Annotated in this window: 17 protein-coding genes and 1 riboswitch; of the genes, 3 read left to right on the forward strand and 14 right to left on the reverse strand. The window is 61.8% G+C overall.

From position 1 onward, the window contains the following. Window positions 1–6 precede the first annotated feature (6 nt). Genes CPA42_RS13430 through CPA42_RS09285 form a run of 4 tightly spaced genes read right to left on the reverse strand, consistent with a single transcriptional unit; the run spans window position 7 to window position 2,416 of the window. Window positions 7–345 carry a DUF3017 domain-containing protein gene (locus CPA42_RS13430; RefSeq protein WP_002550377.1) on the reverse strand — a complete coding sequence of 113 codons (339 nt, stop codon included), beginning with the start codon at window positions 343–345 and terminating at the stop codon, window positions 7–9. Then, a complete protein-coding gene (locus CPA42_RS09275) occupies window positions 342–1,205 on the reverse strand; it encodes a bifunctional methylenetetrahydrofolate dehydrogenase/methenyltetrahydrofolate cyclohydrolase (protein WP_002517677.1) in 864 nt (287 codons plus the stop codon). Before CPA42_RS09275 ends, CPA42_RS13430 begins: the two co-directional genes overlap by 4 nt. 14 nt (window positions 1,206–1,219) lie before the next feature. Further along, a complete protein-coding gene (locus CPA42_RS09280) occupies window positions 1,220–2,185 on the reverse strand; it encodes a glycoside hydrolase family protein (protein WP_002519611.1) in 966 nt (321 codons plus the stop codon). Between the two features lie 51 nt (window positions 2,186–2,236). After that, window positions 2,237–2,416 (reverse strand): hypothetical protein, encoded by a 180-nt coding sequence (locus CPA42_RS09285; RefSeq protein WP_002517670.1) that lies wholly within the window; start codon window positions 2,414–2,416, stop codon window positions 2,237–2,239. Between CPA42_RS09285 and CPA42_RS09290 the strand changes: the two genes are divergently transcribed. Continuing rightward, a complete protein-coding gene (locus CPA42_RS09290; protein ID WP_024513577.1) occupies window positions 2,415–4,841 on the forward strand; it encodes an alkaline phosphatase family protein in 2,427 nt (808 codons plus the stop codon). The two genes, CPA42_RS09285 and CPA42_RS09290, sit on opposite strands and share 2 nt — an antisense overlap. A gap of 317 nt (window positions 4,842–5,158) precedes the next feature. Continuing rightward, the gene (locus CPA42_RS09295; RefSeq protein WP_002520628.1) at window positions 5,159–5,479 is read left to right on the forward strand and encodes a hypothetical protein; all 321 of its coding nucleotides are present in this window, start codon (window positions 5,159–5,161) and stop codon (window positions 5,477–5,479) included. Between the two features lie 77 nt (window positions 5,480–5,556). Here the strand turns inward: CPA42_RS09295 and purH are convergent, their stop codons facing one another. From purH to sucC, 9 genes are all read right to left on the reverse strand, one after another. Beyond that, a complete protein-coding gene (gene purH / locus CPA42_RS09300) occupies window positions 5,557–7,107 on the reverse strand; it encodes a bifunctional phosphoribosylaminoimidazolecarboxamide formyltransferase/IMP cyclohydrolase (RefSeq protein ID WP_002516039.1) in 1,551 nt (516 codons plus the stop codon). After that, complete coding sequence (gene purN / locus CPA42_RS09305) at window positions 7,104–7,727, reverse strand: phosphoribosylglycinamide formyltransferase (RefSeq protein WP_002515979.1); 624 nt, start codon at window positions 7,725–7,727, stop codon at window positions 7,104–7,106. The genes purH and purN overlap by 4 nt, the downstream gene beginning before the upstream one ends. Before the next feature lie 24 nt (window positions 7,728–7,751). Next, window positions 7,752–8,252, reverse strand: coding sequence for a 6,7-dimethyl-8-ribityllumazine synthase (gene ribH / locus CPA42_RS09310; protein WP_002516069.1), 501 nt, complete (start codon window positions 8,250–8,252; stop codon window positions 7,752–7,754). Continuing rightward, entirely contained in the window at window positions 8,249–9,565 is a 1,317-nt protein-coding gene (gene ribB / locus CPA42_RS09315; protein ID WP_002515974.1) for a 3,4-dihydroxy-2-butanone-4-phosphate synthase, read from the reverse strand. Before ribB ends, ribH begins: the two co-directional genes overlap by 4 nt. Next, window positions 9,559–10,173 (reverse strand): riboflavin synthase, encoded by a 615-nt coding sequence (locus CPA42_RS09320; RefSeq protein WP_002519613.1) that lies wholly within the window; start codon window positions 10,171–10,173, stop codon window positions 9,559–9,561. The genes ribB and CPA42_RS09320 overlap by 7 nt, the downstream gene beginning before the upstream one ends. After that, entirely contained in the window at window positions 10,166–11,161 is a 996-nt protein-coding gene (gene ribD, locus CPA42_RS09325) for a bifunctional diaminohydroxyphosphoribosylaminopyrimidine deaminase/5-amino-6-(5-phosphoribosylamino)uracil reductase RibD (protein ID WP_002516085.1), read from the reverse strand. Before ribD ends, CPA42_RS09320 begins: the two co-directional genes overlap by 8 nt. Before the next feature lie 73 nt (window positions 11,162–11,234). Then, a riboswitch (FMN riboswitch) is annotated at window positions 11,235–11,369 on the reverse strand. A 77-nt stretch (window positions 11,370–11,446) separates the two neighbouring features. Continuing rightward, the gene (locus tag CPA42_RS09330; protein WP_002516018.1) at window positions 11,447–12,940 is read right to left on the reverse strand and encodes a cell division protein PerM; all 1,494 of its coding nucleotides are present in this window, start codon (window positions 12,938–12,940) and stop codon (window positions 11,447–11,449) included. 149 nt (window positions 12,941–13,089) lie between these two features. After that, on the reverse strand, window positions 13,090–13,983 hold the full coding sequence (gene sucD, locus CPA42_RS09335; RefSeq protein WP_002515950.1) for a succinate--CoA ligase subunit alpha: 894 nt from the start codon (window positions 13,981–13,983) through the stop codon (window positions 13,090–13,092). A 3-nt stretch (window positions 13,984–13,986) separates the two neighbouring features. Continuing rightward, the gene (sucC, locus tag CPA42_RS09340) at window positions 13,987–15,162 is read right to left on the reverse strand and encodes an ADP-forming succinate--CoA ligase subunit beta (RefSeq protein WP_002516025.1); all 1,176 of its coding nucleotides are present in this window, start codon (window positions 15,160–15,162) and stop codon (window positions 13,987–13,989) included. Between sucC and CPA42_RS09345 the strand changes: the two genes are divergently transcribed. Beyond that, complete coding sequence (locus CPA42_RS09345; RefSeq protein WP_002515987.1) at window positions 15,142–15,432, forward strand: hypothetical protein; 291 nt, start codon at window positions 15,142–15,144, stop codon at window positions 15,430–15,432. The two genes, sucC and CPA42_RS09345, sit on opposite strands and share 21 nt — an antisense overlap. On the opposite strand, the gene pcrA is transcribed toward CPA42_RS09345, so the two are convergent. Next, on the reverse strand, window positions 15,389–17,821 hold the full coding sequence (gene pcrA, locus CPA42_RS09350; protein WP_002516056.1) for a DNA helicase PcrA: 2,433 nt from the start codon (window positions 17,819–17,821) through the stop codon (window positions 15,389–15,391). The genes CPA42_RS09345 and pcrA overlap by 44 nt on opposite strands. Between the last annotated feature and the right edge of the window lie 167 nt (window positions 17,822–17,988).

Genomic DNA, 17,988 nt, shown 5'->3' on the forward strand with positions numbered 1-17,988 from the left:
AGTACGTCACCTCGTGAGGATGACGACGACCATCACCGCCCCTAGCCCTAACAGGAGAACCGAATCAATCCACCGTGTCCGGACAGCTAATAACCCGGCACTTTGTTCGGGCAGCACTACCCGCAAAATCCCCGCCATAAGCACCGATGCCGCAAAGACCATCGCGCCGCGACGCCAATGTCCCGTGCCCATGACAATTGCTGAGGCAGCAACCCCGAGCAAACAGACCGTGAGCGCCCACCAAGATTGAAGATGCTCCTTAGATTCAGCGCAACGCTCGCTCCGTCGAGCATGTCGAGTCGCGGTACTGACGGGCGCCTCAGCAGCGTGGCGCGGCTGCCTCATGAAGGATCCGCGGTGAGCCGTTCAGCCCGGTCTACCACGTTAGATAGCAACATGGCGCGGGTCATCGGTCCAACGCCACCGGGGTTCGGAGAGACCCACGCGGCCTTCTCCCACACGTCGGCAGTAAAATCGCCCTGGATCTTCCCCTCGGGGGTCCGTGACACACCGACATCCACGAGGACTGCCCCTTCACGGATCATGTCGGCATTAATGAGTCCCGGCGACCCAGCAGCGCCGATAATGATGTCGGCCTGCCGGGTGTGTTCGGCAAGGTTACGGGTCCCGGTGTGACACAGGGTGACGGTGCAGTTCTCGGAACGACGGGTCAGCAGCAGCCCGAGCGGACGTCCCACCGTCGTACCGCGTCCGACCACGCAGACGTTGGCACCCGGCAGCTCGATGCCATGACGGGTCAGCAACTCGACGATGCCGCGCGGGGTGCACGGTAGCGGGGCCGGCTCGTTGAGGACAAGACGCCCCAGTGATGCCGGGGTCAAGCCGTCGGCGTCCTTGTTAGGGTCGATGAGGTTAAGCGCCCAGTTCGTGTCGATATGACGTGGCAGCGGTAGCTGAACAATGTAACCGGTGCAATGCGGGTTGGCATTGAGCCCGCGGATCTTTTGAGCAAGTTCCTCCTCGGTGACGTCGGCAGGCAAATCAACACGAATCGATTCAATGCCTACTTGCGCGCAGTCGCGATGTTTGCCAGCGACGTACTGGTGCGAAGCCGGGTCCTCCCCGACGAGCACGGTGCCCAGTCCCGGTACGACACCTTGATCGCGCAGAGCTGCTACGCGTTCGGCCAGTTCGGACTTGATCGCGGCGGCAGTGGCCTTGCCGTCGAGTTTCTGGGCGGTCATGGATCCTCCTTGTGTCACGGCCTCAACAGGTCCCTATCTTTCCACGAGAACCGCGCTCCCTCGACCACCATCGTGGCCACGTCAATAACCCGATCAATCGTGGTCTCGTTCATCACCGGAGGCAGACTGACGAGGTCGTCGGGCCAGTCGACGTCTAAATGCTGCGGCCGATCCCAGTGCAATGGCCCAACCACGCCGACGTTACGCAGCCGATCTGCCAACTCATCGGCGGCCGGGTGTGAAAGCACCATCGCGCAGCGGGCACTCGGATTGACGATCTGGGCCACCTCCAAGCCGCTCAGGAGGGCAGCGCGGGTCTGGTCCACCCGGCGAGAGAACTCAGCAAGGTTAAACCCTTCAAATTCAGCTCGGGCGTCATCGTCAGGAGGAACTGGAACCCAGCAGTCGTCAGCCAGGTTTTCAGCCTCTTCGAAGGTGTCGAGGCCTCGATCCTTCAAAAACCGACGCCGGGCGCTCGTCAGAAACACGTCTTTGTTGTCTCGCGTTCCAACGAGTTCCGAAAGGTCTTCGTCTGCTTGCACCCATGCGACCTCGGTCAGGGGAAGAAGCTTGCGAGTACTGACCACCTCAATGTCAGCAGGGGTCCGGGACGGCGCGAGAAAAGAATGAGTACGATCGACGATAACTGGCACACCGTCACGACGGGCCTGCTTGAGCACCTCGATGAGCTTCGAACTCGGCTGAATTCCGAAGGTCTCGCAGGTCAACACCGCTGGGTGTTCACCTTGGCGTCGGCAGGCGGCAAGGGCATTAGCAAGAGCGTCCGCGTCGAGCTGGAAGTTGTGGCCGACCGGCAGCCTGTGCACCCGGTATCCTTCTAATTGCCATGGAGTGATCATCGTCTGGCAGGAAAACCAGGGCACTACCAGGCTGTTTGAGCGGCCCCTCTTGCCGCTACAGAGTCCGTCGCGAAGCCATCTGGCGGTCACCGCAAGCGCTTGCCGACCGAGCGCCGTCATCGTCGTCACTGTCACACCATCACCACACATTCACCAGCAATTTTCGCGCTGTTAACCAGCTACTCTCCCAGCCTCCGACTGCCATCGGTAGACCGGTGTCATGCATGCAACACGTCGCCACCTCACCAGTACGGTGGACACCTCGACCGGCGCCTCGACATCAGTCCCGGTTAACACCATTTCACCAAAACCCCACAAATCTCTCTTTGCCGGGTATAGACCTGTCGTCATGCACATCCACAGACGATTCACGAAGGCTGTCGGAGCCGCCGTCGCCGCCGGCCTCCTTGCATTTGGGTTGTCAACCCCCGCCCCAGGGCTTGCCCTGCCCGCCGAGGGAGTTCCTGTGAAGGCCGGGAACGCCCCCGCTCACACCACCATCACGACGACGAATCCTGCCACCGGCAAGATCAAGCACGTGTGGCTTATCATCCTGGAGAACAAGTCCTACGACGAGAACTTCACCGGGCTCAACCAGAACTCCTATCTGTGGAAGGAACTCCCCCGCCAGGGGGCTCTCCTTAACCACTACTACGGCACCGGTCACTATTCCCAGGACAACTACATCACCCTCGTTTCGGGCCAGGCGCCGCAGATGGACCTGCAAGAGGATTGCGGGGACGTCAATTCGAACTTCGGGTCTAATTCCTCAATTATCCGTACCCACACCGGCAAGGAATTCGGACGCAATGACAATTACGGTCAGGCAATGTCTCTCGCCGGGCCGAATGCTCCAGCCGGAAAGAATGGCTGCACCTACCCCAAGGATATTCCCACCCTGTTCAACCAGTTCGATGCCGCAGGGGTGACGTGGAAGGGATACGCCCAGGACCTGCGCAACCACCCGGGCCGTGAGGATGGCCTGGCCGGGTCGCCAGGCACCCTCGCCAACACCCCCGACAAGAACCCCAAGGTCATGAAGACGAACGCGCAGGACGAGGCCAGAGGGATCACCTCGTACACCGGCGCCCAGGCTGACGACCAATACGTCGCCAAGCACTTCCCTTTCGTGTGGTTCCACTCCATCATCGGCAATGACGGCACCGGCAAGGACGCACTGACCCATCCGATTGACGGCGGTACCCCCTCCGACACCAAGAACATCGTCAATCTTGACGATCACTCCCGCGGTCTGGTGAGCGATCTGTCTCGACCCGCCGACCAGGTGCCAGCCTTCAACTGGATCACCCCGAACAACTGCTCAGACGCCCACGACGCTACATGCAAGGGCAACAACCTGTCCGGTCTCTTCGACGCCCACGGTAGCCCGGACTACTCCAAGCCCCTGACAACCCCACCGAAGAACCACACCGGTGGCCTCTACGCCGCCGACCTGTGGCTGCGCTACTACATCCCCCTCATCGAGAAATCGGCCGCCTTCAAGGACGGCGGTCTCATCGACGTCACCTTCGACGAGGCCAACCCGCCCTTCGCGAACCTGTCGTTCAACAACGCGACCGACAACACTGACGTCGCCAAGGCTGCTCGCCGACACGAGCTGTACAACTATTCCCCCCAGACGGTGAAGGACCTCGCCCCCGGCTACCAGAAGTACGCGCCCGGCACCTTCCCCGGCGCCACAACGACGGCCAGGAACTACCTCAAGGCCGACCTCGCCGGGCAGAACATCAACGGCAGGAACGTCGACTGGGAGCCCACCGGCCCGAACTCCACCCTGGCCACCGATAAGCACGGCAACCAGCTCTTCCCCGGACCGGGAGGAAACGGCTTTATCACCCGGCCCCCGTCGTGTGAGCAGGACACCAAGCTCGTCAACGCCGACAAGTCCAACTGTGTCCATGGTGCGAAGAACACCGGGGCGAGCTGGGGGTATTCGCAGGCGTCAACCCTCAAAGCCTCCGCCACCGCCGGCAGCTCGACGGTCCAAGCTGACGTCACGTTCGCCGACATCGGACGCCGGGTCACCGGCAACGGTATTCCCGAGGGGGCCCACGTCGGGAACGTGACCAACCTTGGACCGAACATGGTCGCGTCGGCCTCGGACCCCGTCACAAAGGGCATGTTCACCTTGGTCGATAAGAATGACAACCCCTTGACCACAACCGGTGTTGTGTCGTCCGTCAAACTTTCGGCCACTGGCGTCCCAGGCCACCTGGCTGAGGGGGAAACTCCGGCGTCGACCTTCGACGCACACGACGCCACCCCGGGAGGCGGCATCACCGGATCGATCCTCATCTCCCCCTACATCAAGCCCGGAACCGTCAGCTCCACCCACTACAACCACTTCTCCTGGCTGCGGACGATGGAGGACATTTTCTCCGTCTCCAAGGGTAAGGACACTCGTCAGCTTGAGGCTGGCACCGTTTCCGGTGGCCTCGACGGAGCCGGACACCTCGGCTTCGCTGCCCAGGCCGGATTGGGAACCTTCGGGAAGGACGTCTTCACCAACGTGTCCACCGGCGACGAACCCCACCCGAGTGCCAGCACCACCGCGGGTGCCCCGAGTAGCCACCCATCCCTCGCACCTTCCCGCGGCCCGGCCACTCACCCCTCACGGTCAGGCAAGCCCAGTCTGCCCCGCACCGGGGCCGAGGGCACAGTTGACCCGGTATCCGACAGCCATGCCTCGATGGAAACCGGCCTGGCAGTCATCGGTGCAGCCCTGGACACACGGACCTGGCACCGCCACCACTGAACGGGAAGAACATGAGTCGTCGCACCACGCCCCGACGAGGGCGCCGCACCAGCATCCGTAGGGTCAGTTGCCAGGTTGCCGTGCTCGGATTGTGTACTGCAACAGGCCTGCTCGCAGGCTGTTCCTTCTCCGACCACACGACCCCGGCACCGTCCGACTCCCGTCCCCCGGCCCAGCAGCTGGCGTCCCAACCACTGCCATCGTGGATCCCCAGCCCGACCACTGGGCGCAAAGCCACCGGAAGTGTCCAGCGTCCCGCCCTGTCGTACCAAGGTGTTGAAGTGCGGGTCGATCTCGACCGGGGCAATAGCGTGACGATGAATGTCCACGGCCCGACCGCCCCTGCGGGGACGAAGGTGGGTGCCGAGGCTGCCGATCTCACCTGGACCGTCACCGTCAGTGACGCCACCGGCACGATTCCGCTGTCGATCACACAGTTCAACGTGCAAGACGAGGCCGGAAAATACCACTGGGCTCAGCCAGTCAAAGGATCCCCGGTCCCGGCCAAGATCAGCAAAGGTCAGAAGGTGACCTTCACGATCCACACCGTCGCCTCCGCGGGCGAAGGCATGGTTCGATGGGCGCCTGACGGCAAGCATGTCGTCGCCCTATGGGACTACATCGCCGAGCTTGACTGACCCCTCAGAACCGTCAGGGGGTCCGAACCATCGGACCCCCTGACGTGTTCCAAGAAACCTCTATGAGGAGCGCGGAATCAGTGGAAGAAGTGGCGAGTCCCGGTAAAGTAGAGTGGGACGCCGGCCGTACGGCAGACCTCGATCGTCTGGTCGTCACGAATGGAACCACCCGGCTCGACGATCGCAGCGATATGGGCGTCAATGAGCACCTGGGGACCGTCGGCAAATGGGAAAAAAGCGTCGGAAGCGGCGACCGATCCGGCGGCACGATCTCCGGCCCGCTCCACGGCGAGCCTGCAGGAGTCGACCCGGTTCACTTGCCCCATACCGACACCCACTGAGGCGCCGTCGTGGGCCAGCAAAATGGCGTTGGACCTCACCGAACGGCATGCCCGCCAGGCGAAGGACAGGTCGGCCAAGGTGACATCATCAACCGGGTCACCTGCCGCCAGAGTCCAGTTGGCCGGATCGTCGCCGTCGGCCTGGAAGAGGTCGGTCTCCATGGCCAGCAGGCCACCGTCGATCTGACGCAGCTCCCAACCGGCCAGGTGCGGGGCAGGGCACTCCAACAGCCGGATGTTCTTCTTGCGAGACAGGATCTCGACCGCACCATCCTCATAGCCGGGAGCGACGACGACCTCGGTGAAGATCTCGGCAACCTGCTCGGCCATCTCCACGCTGACCGGGCGATTGGTGGCGATAACGCCACCGAAAGCGCTCAGAGAGTCACAGGCGTGAGCCTTGCGATGGGCTTCGGCAATGTCGGAGCCGGTAGCGATGCCGCACGGATTCGAGTGCTTGATGACGGCCACGCAGGGGGCCTCGAAGTCGAAGGCCGCCCGCCGCGCCGAGTTGGTGTCGACATAGTTGTTGTAGCTCATGGCCTTGCCATGGAGTTGGCGGGCTCCGGCCAGGCCGGGCTCGCCGGAGCTACGGTATACGGCTGCGGCCTGGTGGGAGTTCTCGCCATAGCGCAACGGGTGGGACAGCTCCCCGGTCGTACCGACGAAGGTGGGAACGCCGTCAACGGCCACCCCATCACGACTGCCGAACCAGGTGGCCACCGCGACGTCATAGGCAGCGGTGTGGGCGAAGGCACGGGCCGCCAGCACGCGACGCTCCTCCATGGTGTACCCGCCTTCGGACAGGGCCCGGGCAAGGTCTTCGTACTGGTCCGGGTTGGTCAGGACCGCCACATTGGCGTGATTCTTAGCAGCGGCACGCACCATCGACGGGCCACCGATGTCGATCTTCTCAATGCACTCATCGAAATCTCCCCCTTGCGCTACGGTCTCGGCGAAGGGGTACAGATTGCACACGACGAGGTCAAAGGGCTTCACTTCTAAAGCAGTCAGCTGCTCACGATGGGACGTCAAGCGGCGGTCGGCGAGGATCCCGGCGTGCACCTTCGGGTGCAGGGTCTTGACACGTCCGTCGAGGCACTCCGGGAACCCCGTAATCTCACTAACCTCAGTCACCGTCACCCCATGAGAGGCCAGCTCTTTAGCGGTTGACCCCGTCGAGACCACCTCGACCTGCGCGTCAATAAGGGCCTTGGCCAACTGGTCAAGACCAGACTTGTCGTAGACGGAGACGAGGGCCCGACGGATGGGTTGACGTTCGCTCACTGGGGATCCTTTCGAGACGATTCGGTGCCGAGTTCTTCCATGCCGGGACGCACCCCGGCAAGTTCTGTGACCACCGTGACAAGCATTTCGCGTTCCTTCACCTTGATGCGTTCGTGAAGGGACTCGACGGTGTCGTCGGTGAGGACGGGCACAGCCCGTTGGGCGAGGATTCGGCCGGTGTCAACTCCGGCGTCAACCATAAAGACAGTAGCCCCGGTAATTTTGACCCCGTATTCCAAAGCATCGCGGGGGCCGTGGATTCCTGGGAAAGACGGCAACAGGGCTGGGTGGGAGTTAATGGTGCGTCCACCGAACCGGTCCAGGAAAGTCTGTCCGAGCAACTTCATGAATCCGGCGCAGACGACCAAGTCAGGATCGAAACGAGCGACAGCGTCAGTCAGACGAGTATCCCAAGCCGCGCGCATAGTCGTCTGCGCATCGCTGCGCGGTAGCGGCTCGGCGAAGGTCGGGATGCCGACTGCCTGGGCTCGTTGCAGGGCGACAGCATCGGGCTGGTCAGAACCGACGGCGACGATGCTCACCTGCTCGGGCAGGTTGTCGATGAGGGACTGCAAGAGGGTTCCGGTACCTGAGACGAGGACGACGACGCGAAAGGCCACAACCCCACCTTAAGCCCTCTGGGTCTACGATGGGCCAGACGCAAGGGCAGTGGACAACGCGGTGAGGGTAGCGATAGCTGCTTGGGCAGCCTCATAACCCTTGTCTTCGTGGGATCCCTCGAGCCCGGCACGGTCGAGGGCTTGGGCTTCATCGTCACAGGTAAGAATGCCGAAACCGATAGGGGTCTTGGTACGCACCGCGACGTCTGTAATACCGCGGGTAGCAGCGTCACAGACATAGTCGAAGTGCGGGGTTCCTCCCCGGATAATCACTCCGAGGGCGACGAGAGCGTCAAAGTGATCGGCCAAGGAGGCACAGGCCACCGGCAGCTCGAAGGATCCTGGTACTCGGATGACGGCGGGGTCGTGTACTCCGGAATCGACCAGTCCGCGCAAGGCACCGTCAAGTAGCCCAGTCATCACTGTGCCGTGCCACTGGGCTGCGACGACCGCAACCTTAAGACCGCTGCCATCGAGGCCGCTGAGGTCGGGTGCGGAGAGGCCGAGGGTGGTGCGTGAACTCATGGTCGGTCTCCTTTGATGGTCAGGGCGGGCGTGGTGGATGTCGTGTGGCTACTAGCCAGGGGCTGCGTGGACATCTCGGACGGGCTGACGCCGAGTGTCAGCGCGTGTCCCATCCGATCGCGTTTCGTGCGCAGGTAACGTTCGTCCTCAGGACGAGTCGAGGTCTCGAGGGGGGACATCGTCACCTCAAGTCCCCCATCGCGCAGCGCCTCAGCTTTAGCCGGGTTGTTTGTAAGTAGCCGGACGCTCGTAATCCCAATATTCGCCAGGATTGCGACGGCTGCCCCGTACTCGCGGGCATCGACGGGCAAACCGAGGTGGGTCTGAGCGTCGACGGTGTCCAGACCGCCATCCTGGGCTTTGTAGGCCGCAATTTTGTTGAGTAAGCCGGTAGCACGTCCCTCATGGTCACGCAGCAGGATGATTGCCCCACCATGGCGGCAGACGTGCTGCTGGGCGGCCGCCAACTGGTCGCCACAGTCACAGCGCAACGACCCCAAGGCGTCCCCGGTTAGACATTCCGAGTGCACCCTCACCCAGGCGGGACCACCGTCGTCAGCGTCGATTCCCTTCTCGCCTACCAGCAGCACATGCTCGACCCCGGTACAATTATCCCGGTAGCCAGTTATCGCGAACTGACCGTGACGGGTCGGCAAGTGAGCGCTGGCCAGTGCTGTCACTCGCTGGGTCGGGACGGCCGGGCCCGGATCATGGGCCTGACGCCATTGGGCGAGCTGGTCGATGGTAGTCAAAGCCAAGCCCTCAGTGCGGGCCAGATCAGCAATCGCGTCAGCACGCAGGCACATGCCGTCATCTCCGACAAGTTCACCGATGAGACCGACAGGTTCTAGACCCGCCAGCCGCGCCAGATCGACGGCAGCCTCAGTGTGGCCGCGCCTCTCCAACACTCCCCCAGCCCGAGCCCGCAGAGGCAGCACGTGACCGGGACGCACCAAGTCCGACGGGGTGGAGGAAGGATCGGCCAGGACCCGGGCGGTACGGGCACGCTGGACGGCGTCGATCCCTGTGGTGATCCCGTGGGCCGCGTCGACAGCAACGGTGTAGCGAGTGCGCAATGGGTCCTGGCTCGCCGGCCACATGAGGGGCAGATCGAGCTGATCGGCCCTTTCCTCGGTCATGGGTGCACACAAGTAGCCGGAAGTGTGGCGCACCATCCAGCCGACCCAGCGCGGATCAGCGAGTTCTGCGGCCAGGATGGCGTCCCCCTCGTTCTCCCGGTCGGCATCGTCGGTAACGAGCACCGGTCGTCCGGCACGTAGCTCAGCCAGGACCTCCTCAATAGTGTTCAGCATGACCTCTCCTTGTTCGTCAGGGCTTCCAAGTACTTTGCAATGATGTCGACTTCGACGTTGACCTCATCACCGGGCGACAGCGCCCCCAAGACGGTTCCGGTAAGGGTAGCCGGAATGAGACTCACCTCAAACCACTCCGGGGCCACCGCGCAGACGGTCAAAGATGTGCCGTTGATCGCAATCGATCCTTTTTCGACGACATAGCGCGACACAGCGGCGGGGAGGGCGAATCGGAATACCTCCCAATGGTCTCCGGGGGTACGGAACACAAGCTTGGCGAGCCCGTCGACATGTCCCTGGACGATGTGCCCGCCGAGTCGATCCCCTACTGGCACCGGGCGCTCCAGATTGACCCTGCTACCTGGAGCTAGGCCTCCTAGTGCGGTCCGGTTAAGGGTCTCGGCCATGACGTCACAGCCGAAGGAGGCCTCGTCAAGGTCGGTGACCGTCAGGCAGGTGCCGTTAACGGCGATAGACGACCCAAGCCGAGCATCCGAGCAGACCAGCGGCCCGCGGATGGCGAGTCGGGCGGAGTCCCGTCCCTTCTCGATGGCGAGCACCTCGCCGATTTCCTCGATGATTCCGGTGAACATGGTCTCCTCACTCATGATGTGCGTGAATCTGGATGTCGGGGCCCAACTGGGTCACGTCGTCGATGACGAAGTGGTGTGCCTGGGACAAAGTGGCGACGGTGGGGTCGACGACTGCTGCTCGACCGCCTCCCAACACCGTCGGTGCCATGTGGGCGATGACCTCGTCGACCAGGTTGGCCGCGAGGAAGGCTCCGGCCAGTTGTGGTCCGCCCTCCAGCCAGACACGGTGAACACCGCGGCACCACAGGAGGTCCAGCACCTCAGCAGGGTCGTGGCTGGGAATGTGCAAGGTCGAGGCCGAGTCGTCACGCAAATGACACCCAGCAGGCGGTTCTCGCATGCCCACCACGACTCGTAGGGGTTGGTGGGTGACGCCGGGCAGCCGAACCGTCAGCCTCGGGTTATCGGCCAAGGCAGTTCCGGTGCCGACGATGATCGCCCCGCACCGAGCCCGGCCGAGCTGCACCTGGTGGCGGGCCTGTTCCCCGGTGATCCACTGGCTGGTTCCGTCGGGGGCAGCGCTGCGTCCGTCGAGGCTCGCGGCGTACTTCCAGCACACCCGGGGGCGTCGGTGGATCTGGCTGAAGGTCCAATCGGCGTTGAGGGCTGTGGCTTCCTCGGAAAGAACCCCGGTGACCACCTCGACGCCGTGGGTACGCAGCCACTGTTCTCCCCCGGATGCCACCGGGTTGGGATCCGACTGGGCGATGACAACCCGGGCAATCCCGGCGTCGACCAGGGCATGGCTGCACGGTCCGGTACGCCCGGTGTGATGACAGGGCTCCAAGGTGACGACGGCGGTGGCTCCCCTGACATCATCGCCAGCCTGGCGCAGTGCCTCCACCTCAGCGTGTGGAGTTCCCGCTCCGCGGTGCCAACCCTGACCTATCACCCGGTCCTCAGCGACAATGACACAGCCGACACGCGGGTTCGGATCCGGGCATGGTGATTTCGCGGCCATATCCAAGGCGAGCGCCATAGCGTCGTCCCATCGCTGATCCATGGTCCTCCTGAGCTGTTGCGGCTCCGGGGGTGCGCAAGGACGACACACAGGGCTGACGGCGACGCCAGCCACTTTCCGTGCTACCTCCCATCCGGACTTTTACCGTCGGTACCGGAATTTCACCGATTCAACCTCACCGCCACGAGGACGGCTCGGGTCGCGGACTATCACCGCCGGTTCGGACTTTCACCGACCCCGGAGCACGTGTGCTTGCTGATAAGTATGCACCTGTTCGCCATGGGGTGCGACATCATCTCACTGGTTTGTTACCGCAGACGGTCCAGCTCAAGGTCGGTCCGTGGTGTCGCCATCGTCAGGGGCGTCCTGGTTGTGTTGAATGGAGTCGTATATGTCGTGACCGATTGCCTCATCGTCGACCGGCTCTGCGGTGGCATTCTCGGGGGCAACCTTGTCCTGTTTAGCTTCAGCTTCTCGCTTGTCAGCTGCCGCCTTCTGCTCAGCTTTTGCCTTCTTCTTAGCGGCGCGGTTGCGAGCTTTTTTCTCGGCTTTGACGGCGTGGTTCTTCTTGCGCTCCTGACGGCGCTCCGCGCGCCCCTGACGCGACTCTTCGGACCTCAAACGTCGAGACAAGCCGATGACGAAACCGCACAGCATCGTCACCAGGGTCAAGACACCAACGGCACACCCGCCAGTAGCCGGCATGATCGTGCCGACCTCACTCAGTCGCCCATCTCCGAGATTTCCGCTGCTGAGCGACCCCAAGGCACCGAGCACAAGCCCTGATAGCAGGCCCGATAGGGCGCCGAGCCCACACCCGATCTCGAATTCGGCCTCCGGAAGAGACCTCATAACAAGGATTCCACCGACGATCGCAGCGACGACCGGTACAGCGAGCCATACACAAGCTGCCGGGTTTAACGGACCATTAGGCGGTAGTGCACCAAGCACCGGCAGGGCCGGAACGATACCAAGGTGGCTTCCCAGCGGGGATACGAAGGTTCCGGTACCGAAGGCGAAGCCTGGACTCATCGTCCATGCGGTGCCCCACAGCGCCATCGTCGGTAGCCATGCCAACTGCAGGAGGATGAGGCAGAACCCACCCCACCCGGTGGCCCCGATCTGCTGATGCAGATGAATGACCCGGTCTGCATGAACTAACAGCGCCACGGCAAGCGCCGCTGCCCCGCCAGCCAGACAGACGGCAACGGTTGCCCTGACGGCTTTCGGTAATCCTCGGGCCCAGTGTGGTAATCGACTCAGGGGATTGATGTGGGCGCCACGACATGCCCCGACGATCCCTGAACACAGCCCGATGAGCAATGCCCCGACCATGGCTGCCAGCCAATGGGGCGTCGTTGCGCCAGCCGCCATCACGACGGCCGCTAGCAGCTCAATTGTAGTGTGGAGGGCTACCGCCTCACCGACGTGTCGACGTGCTGGTCTTTTATCGTGTCGGTGCCATAGAACGCGAGCACCGTATCGGCAGGCTTCTTCGCCGAGTAGCAGGCTAACGCAGGTTAGACCGAGCGGAATGAGGCCAATGTGCACCCCGATGATGTCAACGGGCACCCCATGCCCGCTCAGCCACAAACTCGACGCTGCTGCCAGGATGCTAGGAAATGAGCGTCCGTTACTGGCCAGCCATTCCGGAACGATAATTCCGGCGAAAGCGAGCCATTGCACCAGGATCGCTGCCGCCGCGGCCACCACGACGACGACTGGCCACGGCCATGGCACGCGCGGTTCTCGGGATTCGTCGGCCTTGGAGGACTCGATGACGAACCTCGCCGAGGTCGATGTCGAGCCTGATCTGACCATGCGGGAATCCTGTTCGGTTTGGGGAAGGAAGTTATAGGGAACCCTACCGTCCACCAACAACTTTTTCGGTTACCACACCAGGGCCGTCTGAATGCATGGAGCCCGGTCCCACGTGGGACCGGGCTCCATGCATTCAGACGGTCAAGGCGTCACTTCTTGAGGGACTCCATCGCCTCGTGGGCCAGCCGGGCGGTCTCAGTCGGGGTCTTGCCAACGCGGACGCCGACGGCGTCAAGGGCCTCCTTCTTGGCAGCCGCGGTACCCGAGGACCCAGACACGATGGCGCCGGCGTGGCCCATCGTCTTGCCCTCAGGAGCGGTGAACCCAGCTACATAAGCAACTACCGGTTTGGTGATGTGCTCAGAGATGTATTTAGCGGCACGCTCCTCAGCGTCACCACCGATCTCACCGATCATGACGATGATGTCGGTCTCCGGGTCATCCTGGAAGGCCTGTAGGGCATCGATGTGGGTGGTGCCGATGATCGGGTCACCACCGATGCCAATTGCCGTCGAGATACCCAGGTCACGCACCTCGTACATGAGCTGGTAGGTCAGGGTGCCCGACTTCGACACCAGGCCCACACGACCGGGGCCAGTGATGTCGGCCGGGACGATGCCGGCATTGGACTTCCCGGGGCTAATGATGCCCGGGCAGTTCGGGCCGATGATACGAGTCTTGCCGGAGCGCTGGGCAGCGGTGAAGAACTCCGCGGTGTCCTTGACCGGTACACCCTCGGTGATACAGACCACCAATGGCATCTCGGCCTCGATGGCCTCCATAACGGCCGACTTGGTGAACTTGGCCGGGACGAAGATGACGGACACGTTGGCGCCGGTAGCCTCAACGGCCTGCTTGACGCTGCCGTAGACGGGGACGGTAGTGCCACCGTTGAAGTCAACGGTGGTACCGGCCTTGCGCGGGTTGACGCCGCCGACGACGGCAGTACCGGAGTTGAGCATGCGCTGGGTGTGCTTCATGCCCTCCGAGCCGGTCATGCCCTGAACGATGATTTTGGAGTTCTGGTCGAGAATGATCGCCATGTCTCAGGCCTCCTTGGATGCGAGCTCGGCGGCCTTGCTGGCGGCCTCGTCCATGGTCGAGACCATGGTCACGAGCGGGTGGTTGAATTCCTCGAGAATCTTGCGGCCCTCGGCCACAGCGTTGCCGTCCAGACGGACGACGAGCGGCTTCACGGCCTTGTCGCCCAACTTCTCGAGAGCGCCCTTGATACCAAGCGCCACCTGGTCACAGGCGGTGATACCGCCAAAGACGTTGACGAACACGGAACGCACCTGCTCGTCACTCATGATGAGGTCAAGGCCGTTGGCCATGATCTCGGCCGAGGCGCCGCCACCGATGTCGAGGAAGTTAGCGGGAGCCGGAGATCCCGGGAAGTTCTCACCGGCGTAAGCAACGCAGTCAAGGGTGCTCATAACCAGTCCAGCACCGTTTCCGATGACGCCGACGTTGCCGTCGAGCTTGACGTAGTTGAGACCGAGCTCGCCGGCACGCAACTCGAGCGGGTCGGTGGTGGCGCGATCCACCAGGCCGGCATGGTCAGGCTGACGGAAGGACGCGTTGTTGTCAACAGTCATCTTGCCGTCGATAGCCAGGATGCGTCCATCGCCGGTCTTGATCATCGGGTTGACTTCGACGAGGGTGGCATCCTCGTCACGGTAGGTCTCCCACAGCTTGAGAACAGCCGGGACGATAGCGTCCTGCTCAGAGTCGGGGAACCCTGCCTCGCTAAGGATCTCGCGGGCTTTAGCATCGTCAACGCCGTCAATCGGGTCGACCGGCACCTTGGCGAGAGCCTCGGGGCGCTCCTTAGCAAGGGTCTCGATGTCCATGCCACCCTCACGCGAGCACATCGCAAGGTAGCGACGCTCTCCACGGTCGAGCAAGATCGAGAAGTAGTATTCCTCGGCAATGTCAGCACCTTCAGCGACCATCACCTTGTGAACGGTGTGACCCTTGATGTCCATACCGAGGATGGCCTCGGCGCGTTCAGCCGCCTCGGCCGGGGACTTAGCGATCTTTACACCGCCAGCCTTGCCACGGCCACCCACTTTGACCTGCGCCTTGACGGCGACGACGGGGGTACCGAGCTTCGCTGCAGCCTCGGACGCCTGCTCTGGAGTCTCCGCGACGATGCCTCGAAGTACGGGCACGCCGTGCTTCTCAAACAGGTCGCGGGCTTGGTATTCATACAGGTCCACAATCTCTCCACTCTGCGAGTCGACCGGCCGTTGACGGGCCGGGGAACTGGGCGACGGCAGCTGTCTCGACTTCACAGCACAAGAACGTTCACAGCGAAGCGGACGCAGCTGGTCGTTTGCCCACCAATGAACAGACTAACAACCCCGGAGGCCCGATGCCCACCTGATCTCACGACGTCGAGCAATCTGATCTTTCGTAGCGACCGAAGACTACGTCAGCATCCACTTACAGCTTCTCCAGTGGAGCGAACCTCAACGCCAACCTCTTGAGCCCCGCTGACCCGAAGTCGACATCAGCCTTGGCATTGTCGCCCTGGCCTGACGTGGCTTTGACGGTCCCCAGCCCGAAGGTCGAGTGAAGCACTTTATCCCCCACCGACAGCGCGAGGGTGCGTCCCTTGAGCGCACTTGCTGACCCTCGTCCAGAACCGAAGGCCGGAGTGTCGTCGCGAAGGGCCCCGCGTGCTGATTGCGAGCGGCCACTCGCCGAAGTTGACCATCCCACCGAGGCCTGGCCGATTCTCTCCCACTCAATGAGGTGTTCAGGGATCTCGTCGATGAATCGGCTCGGTGGGTTGTACTGAGCCTGGCCCCACATCGTGCGCACAGAGGCCCGCGACACAAACAGCTGTTTGCGAGCGCGAGTGATACCGACGTAAGCCAGCCGTCTCTCCTCAGACAATTCAGTGGCGTCGGCAAGAGACCTCATGTGAGGGAAGACACCGTCCTCAAATCCAGTGATGAAAACTGTGTCGAACTCCAAACCTTTGGCGGTGTGCAGGGTCATGAGGGTGACGACTCCATCGGAGTCGGCTGGTACCTGGTCGGAATCGGCGACCAAGGCGATCTGCTCCAGGAAGGCCGGCAAAGAGTCGTCGCCGGACAATTCGAGGTCTTCGACATTGCCCTGCTCAGCCTCGTCAATATCGACAGCATGAACTCTGGCAACGAATTCCTGAGCCACCGAAACAAGCTCGACGAGGTTTTCCAGCCTCGTCTCATCCTGCGGGTCTTTGGAGTTCTCCAGCTCGGTGATGTAACCGGATTCTTTCAGGATCGAGTTGGCGATCTCGTCGGCCCGTTTCCCCTGCCCCACCATGGCGATATGGTCATCCATGAGGCTAACGAAAGCTCGAATTTGATTGACCGATCTGGTTGCTAGACCGTCGATTTCATCGATCCGTTTCAGAGCTTCCCAGAAGCTAATTCTGCGAGCAGTAGCAAACATCTCGACGGCTGCTTCAGCTCGCGCCCCGATGCCACGGCGCGGAGTATTGAGGATGCGACGCAGGGAAACGTCATCGGAGGGGTTAGCGATCGCGCGCAGGTAACTGACGGCGTCCCGGACTTCTTTGCGCTCGTAGAACCTCACACCGCCGACGACACGGTAGGGCAAGCCAGTGCGAATAAAGACATCCTCGAAGGCCCTCGATTGGGCGTTGGTACGGTAAAAAACGGCTACTTGTCCATAGCTGGTACGTCCCTCATCGACGAGTTCGTCAATACGTCGGGCCACCCAGGCGGCCTCGTCATGTTCAGTATCAGCAACATACCCGACGATTTTGTCGCCATCGCCCTGATCAGTCCACAAGTTTTTGGCGGGACGATTTAGATTGACCTTAATGAGATTGTTTGCAGCGGTAAGAATCGTCTGAGTCGAGCGATAATTCTGCTCCAGGAGAATCGTCCTAGCCCCCGGAAAATCCTTTTCAAAGTCAATGATGTTACGGATCGTCGCGCCACGAAATGCGTAAATCGACTGATCTGAATCGCCAACCACCATGAGCTCCGGCGGATCGACACTGCGAGCACCGTCATCTAGCTCGACTGGGTCATCCCCACACAGCTCACGAATGAACTGATATTGGGCGGTGTTAGTGTCCTGATACTCATCAACGAGTACATGCCGAAACCGACGTCGATACTGTTCGCGAACCTCAGGGAACTGCCTCAACACGGTGACGGTACACATAATAAGATCATCGAAATCCAGCGCATTGGCAGCTCGTAGTCTGCGTTGGTACTCGACATAGACGTCACCATTAATTCGATCATTTCCGCTTTTGGCAGCCGCGACTGCTTGATCCGGGGCAATGAGCTCGTTTTTTTGATGTGAGATCCAGTTCATGATAGCGCGAGGCTGGAACTTCTTAGGATCCAGATTCTGGTCACGGGTAACGAGAGTGATAAGCCTTTTAGCGTCCGTATCGTCATAGATTGAGAAATTACGGGAAATGCCCAGACGGTCAATGTCGGTGCGTAGTATTCTCACCGCAGCAGAATGGAAGGTTGACACCCACATCGGTTTAGCGCGATTTCCCACCAGGTCAACGACGCGCGCCTTCATCTCGGCCGCCGCTTTATTGGTGAAGGTGATCGCCAAAATCGACCCAGGATGAACGCCTCGGTCCCCCACCAGGTGAGCGATGCGTCGCGTGAGAACTCTCGTCTTTCCCGAGCCTGCCCCCGCGACAACGAGGACCGGCGAACCGGCGTGCAACACCGCCTCACGTTGGGGCTCGTTGAGATCAACCAGTAAGTCAGCAGGAGAGGCTGCTCCGGCCGTCACGGGGGCATAGGTCGGCAAAACCCCTGGCTCAACAGAGCTGCGTCTCTCATGAGCCGATTCGAAAAACGAAAACAGATCCGGTGTCGTCATGGCGACTCACAGCCTACCGGCCCATAGCCGTCCTCAGCCGACCGCAGATGACATAACCCATCGCATGTTCACACGGCAAACCAGCGGCCCCGTATTGACAGTGATCCTCAAAGGTCCTAGATTCAAGGGTAATTCGGCCCGATGAGGGCCGTCATCGAATCCAGGAG

Source organism: Cutibacterium acnes, assembly GCF_003030305.1.
Taxonomy (GTDB): domain Bacteria; phylum Actinomycetota; class Actinomycetes; order Propionibacteriales; family Propionibacteriaceae; genus Cutibacterium; species Cutibacterium acnes.

Coding starts and splice junctions, on each gene's coding strand:
- CPA42_RS09280 (WP_002519611.1), bottom strand. CDS start 2,185: ATGACGGCGCTCGGTCGGCAAGCGCTTGCGGTGACCGCCAGATGGCTT.
- CPA42_RS13430 (WP_002550377.1), bottom strand. CDS start 345: ATGAGGCAGCCGCGCCACGCTGCTGAGGCGCCCGTCAGTACCGCGACT.
- ribD (WP_002516085.1), bottom strand. CDS start 11,161: ATGGATCAGCGATGGGACGACGCTATGGCGCTCGCCTTGGATATGGCC.
- CPA42_RS09330 (WP_002516018.1), bottom strand. CDS start 12,940: ATGGTCAGATCAGGCTCGACATCGACCTCGGCGAGGTTCGTCATCGAG.
- CPA42_RS09285 (WP_002517670.1), bottom strand. CDS start 2,416: ATGACGACAGGTCTATACCCGGCAAAGAGAGATTTGTGGGGTTTTGGT.
- CPA42_RS09295 (WP_002520628.1), top strand. CDS start 5,159: ATGAATGTCCACGGCCCGACCGCCCCTGCGGGGACGAAGGTGGGTGCC.
- ribH (WP_002516069.1), bottom strand. CDS start 8,252: ATGAGTTCACGCACCACCCTCGGCCTCTCCGCACCCGACCTCAGCGGC.
- CPA42_RS09320 (WP_002519613.1), bottom strand. CDS start 10,173: ATGAGTGAGGAGACCATGTTCACCGGAATCATCGAGGAAATCGGCGAG.
- ribB (WP_002515974.1), bottom strand. CDS start 9,565: ATGCTGAACACTATTGAGGAGGTCCTGGCTGAGCTACGTGCCGGACGA.
- pcrA (WP_002516056.1), bottom strand. CDS start 17,821: ATGACGACACCGGATCTGTTTTCGTTTTTCGAATCGGCTCATGAGAGA.
- CPA42_RS09275 (WP_002517677.1), bottom strand. CDS start 1,205: ATGACCGCCCAGAAACTCGACGGCAAGGCCACTGCCGCCGCGATCAAG.
- sucD (WP_002515950.1), bottom strand. CDS start 13,983: ATGGCGATCATTCTCGACCAGAACTCCAAAATCATCGTTCAGGGCATG.
- CPA42_RS09290 (WP_024513577.1), top strand. CDS start 2,415: ATGCACATCCACAGACGATTCACGAAGGCTGTCGGAGCCGCCGTCGCC.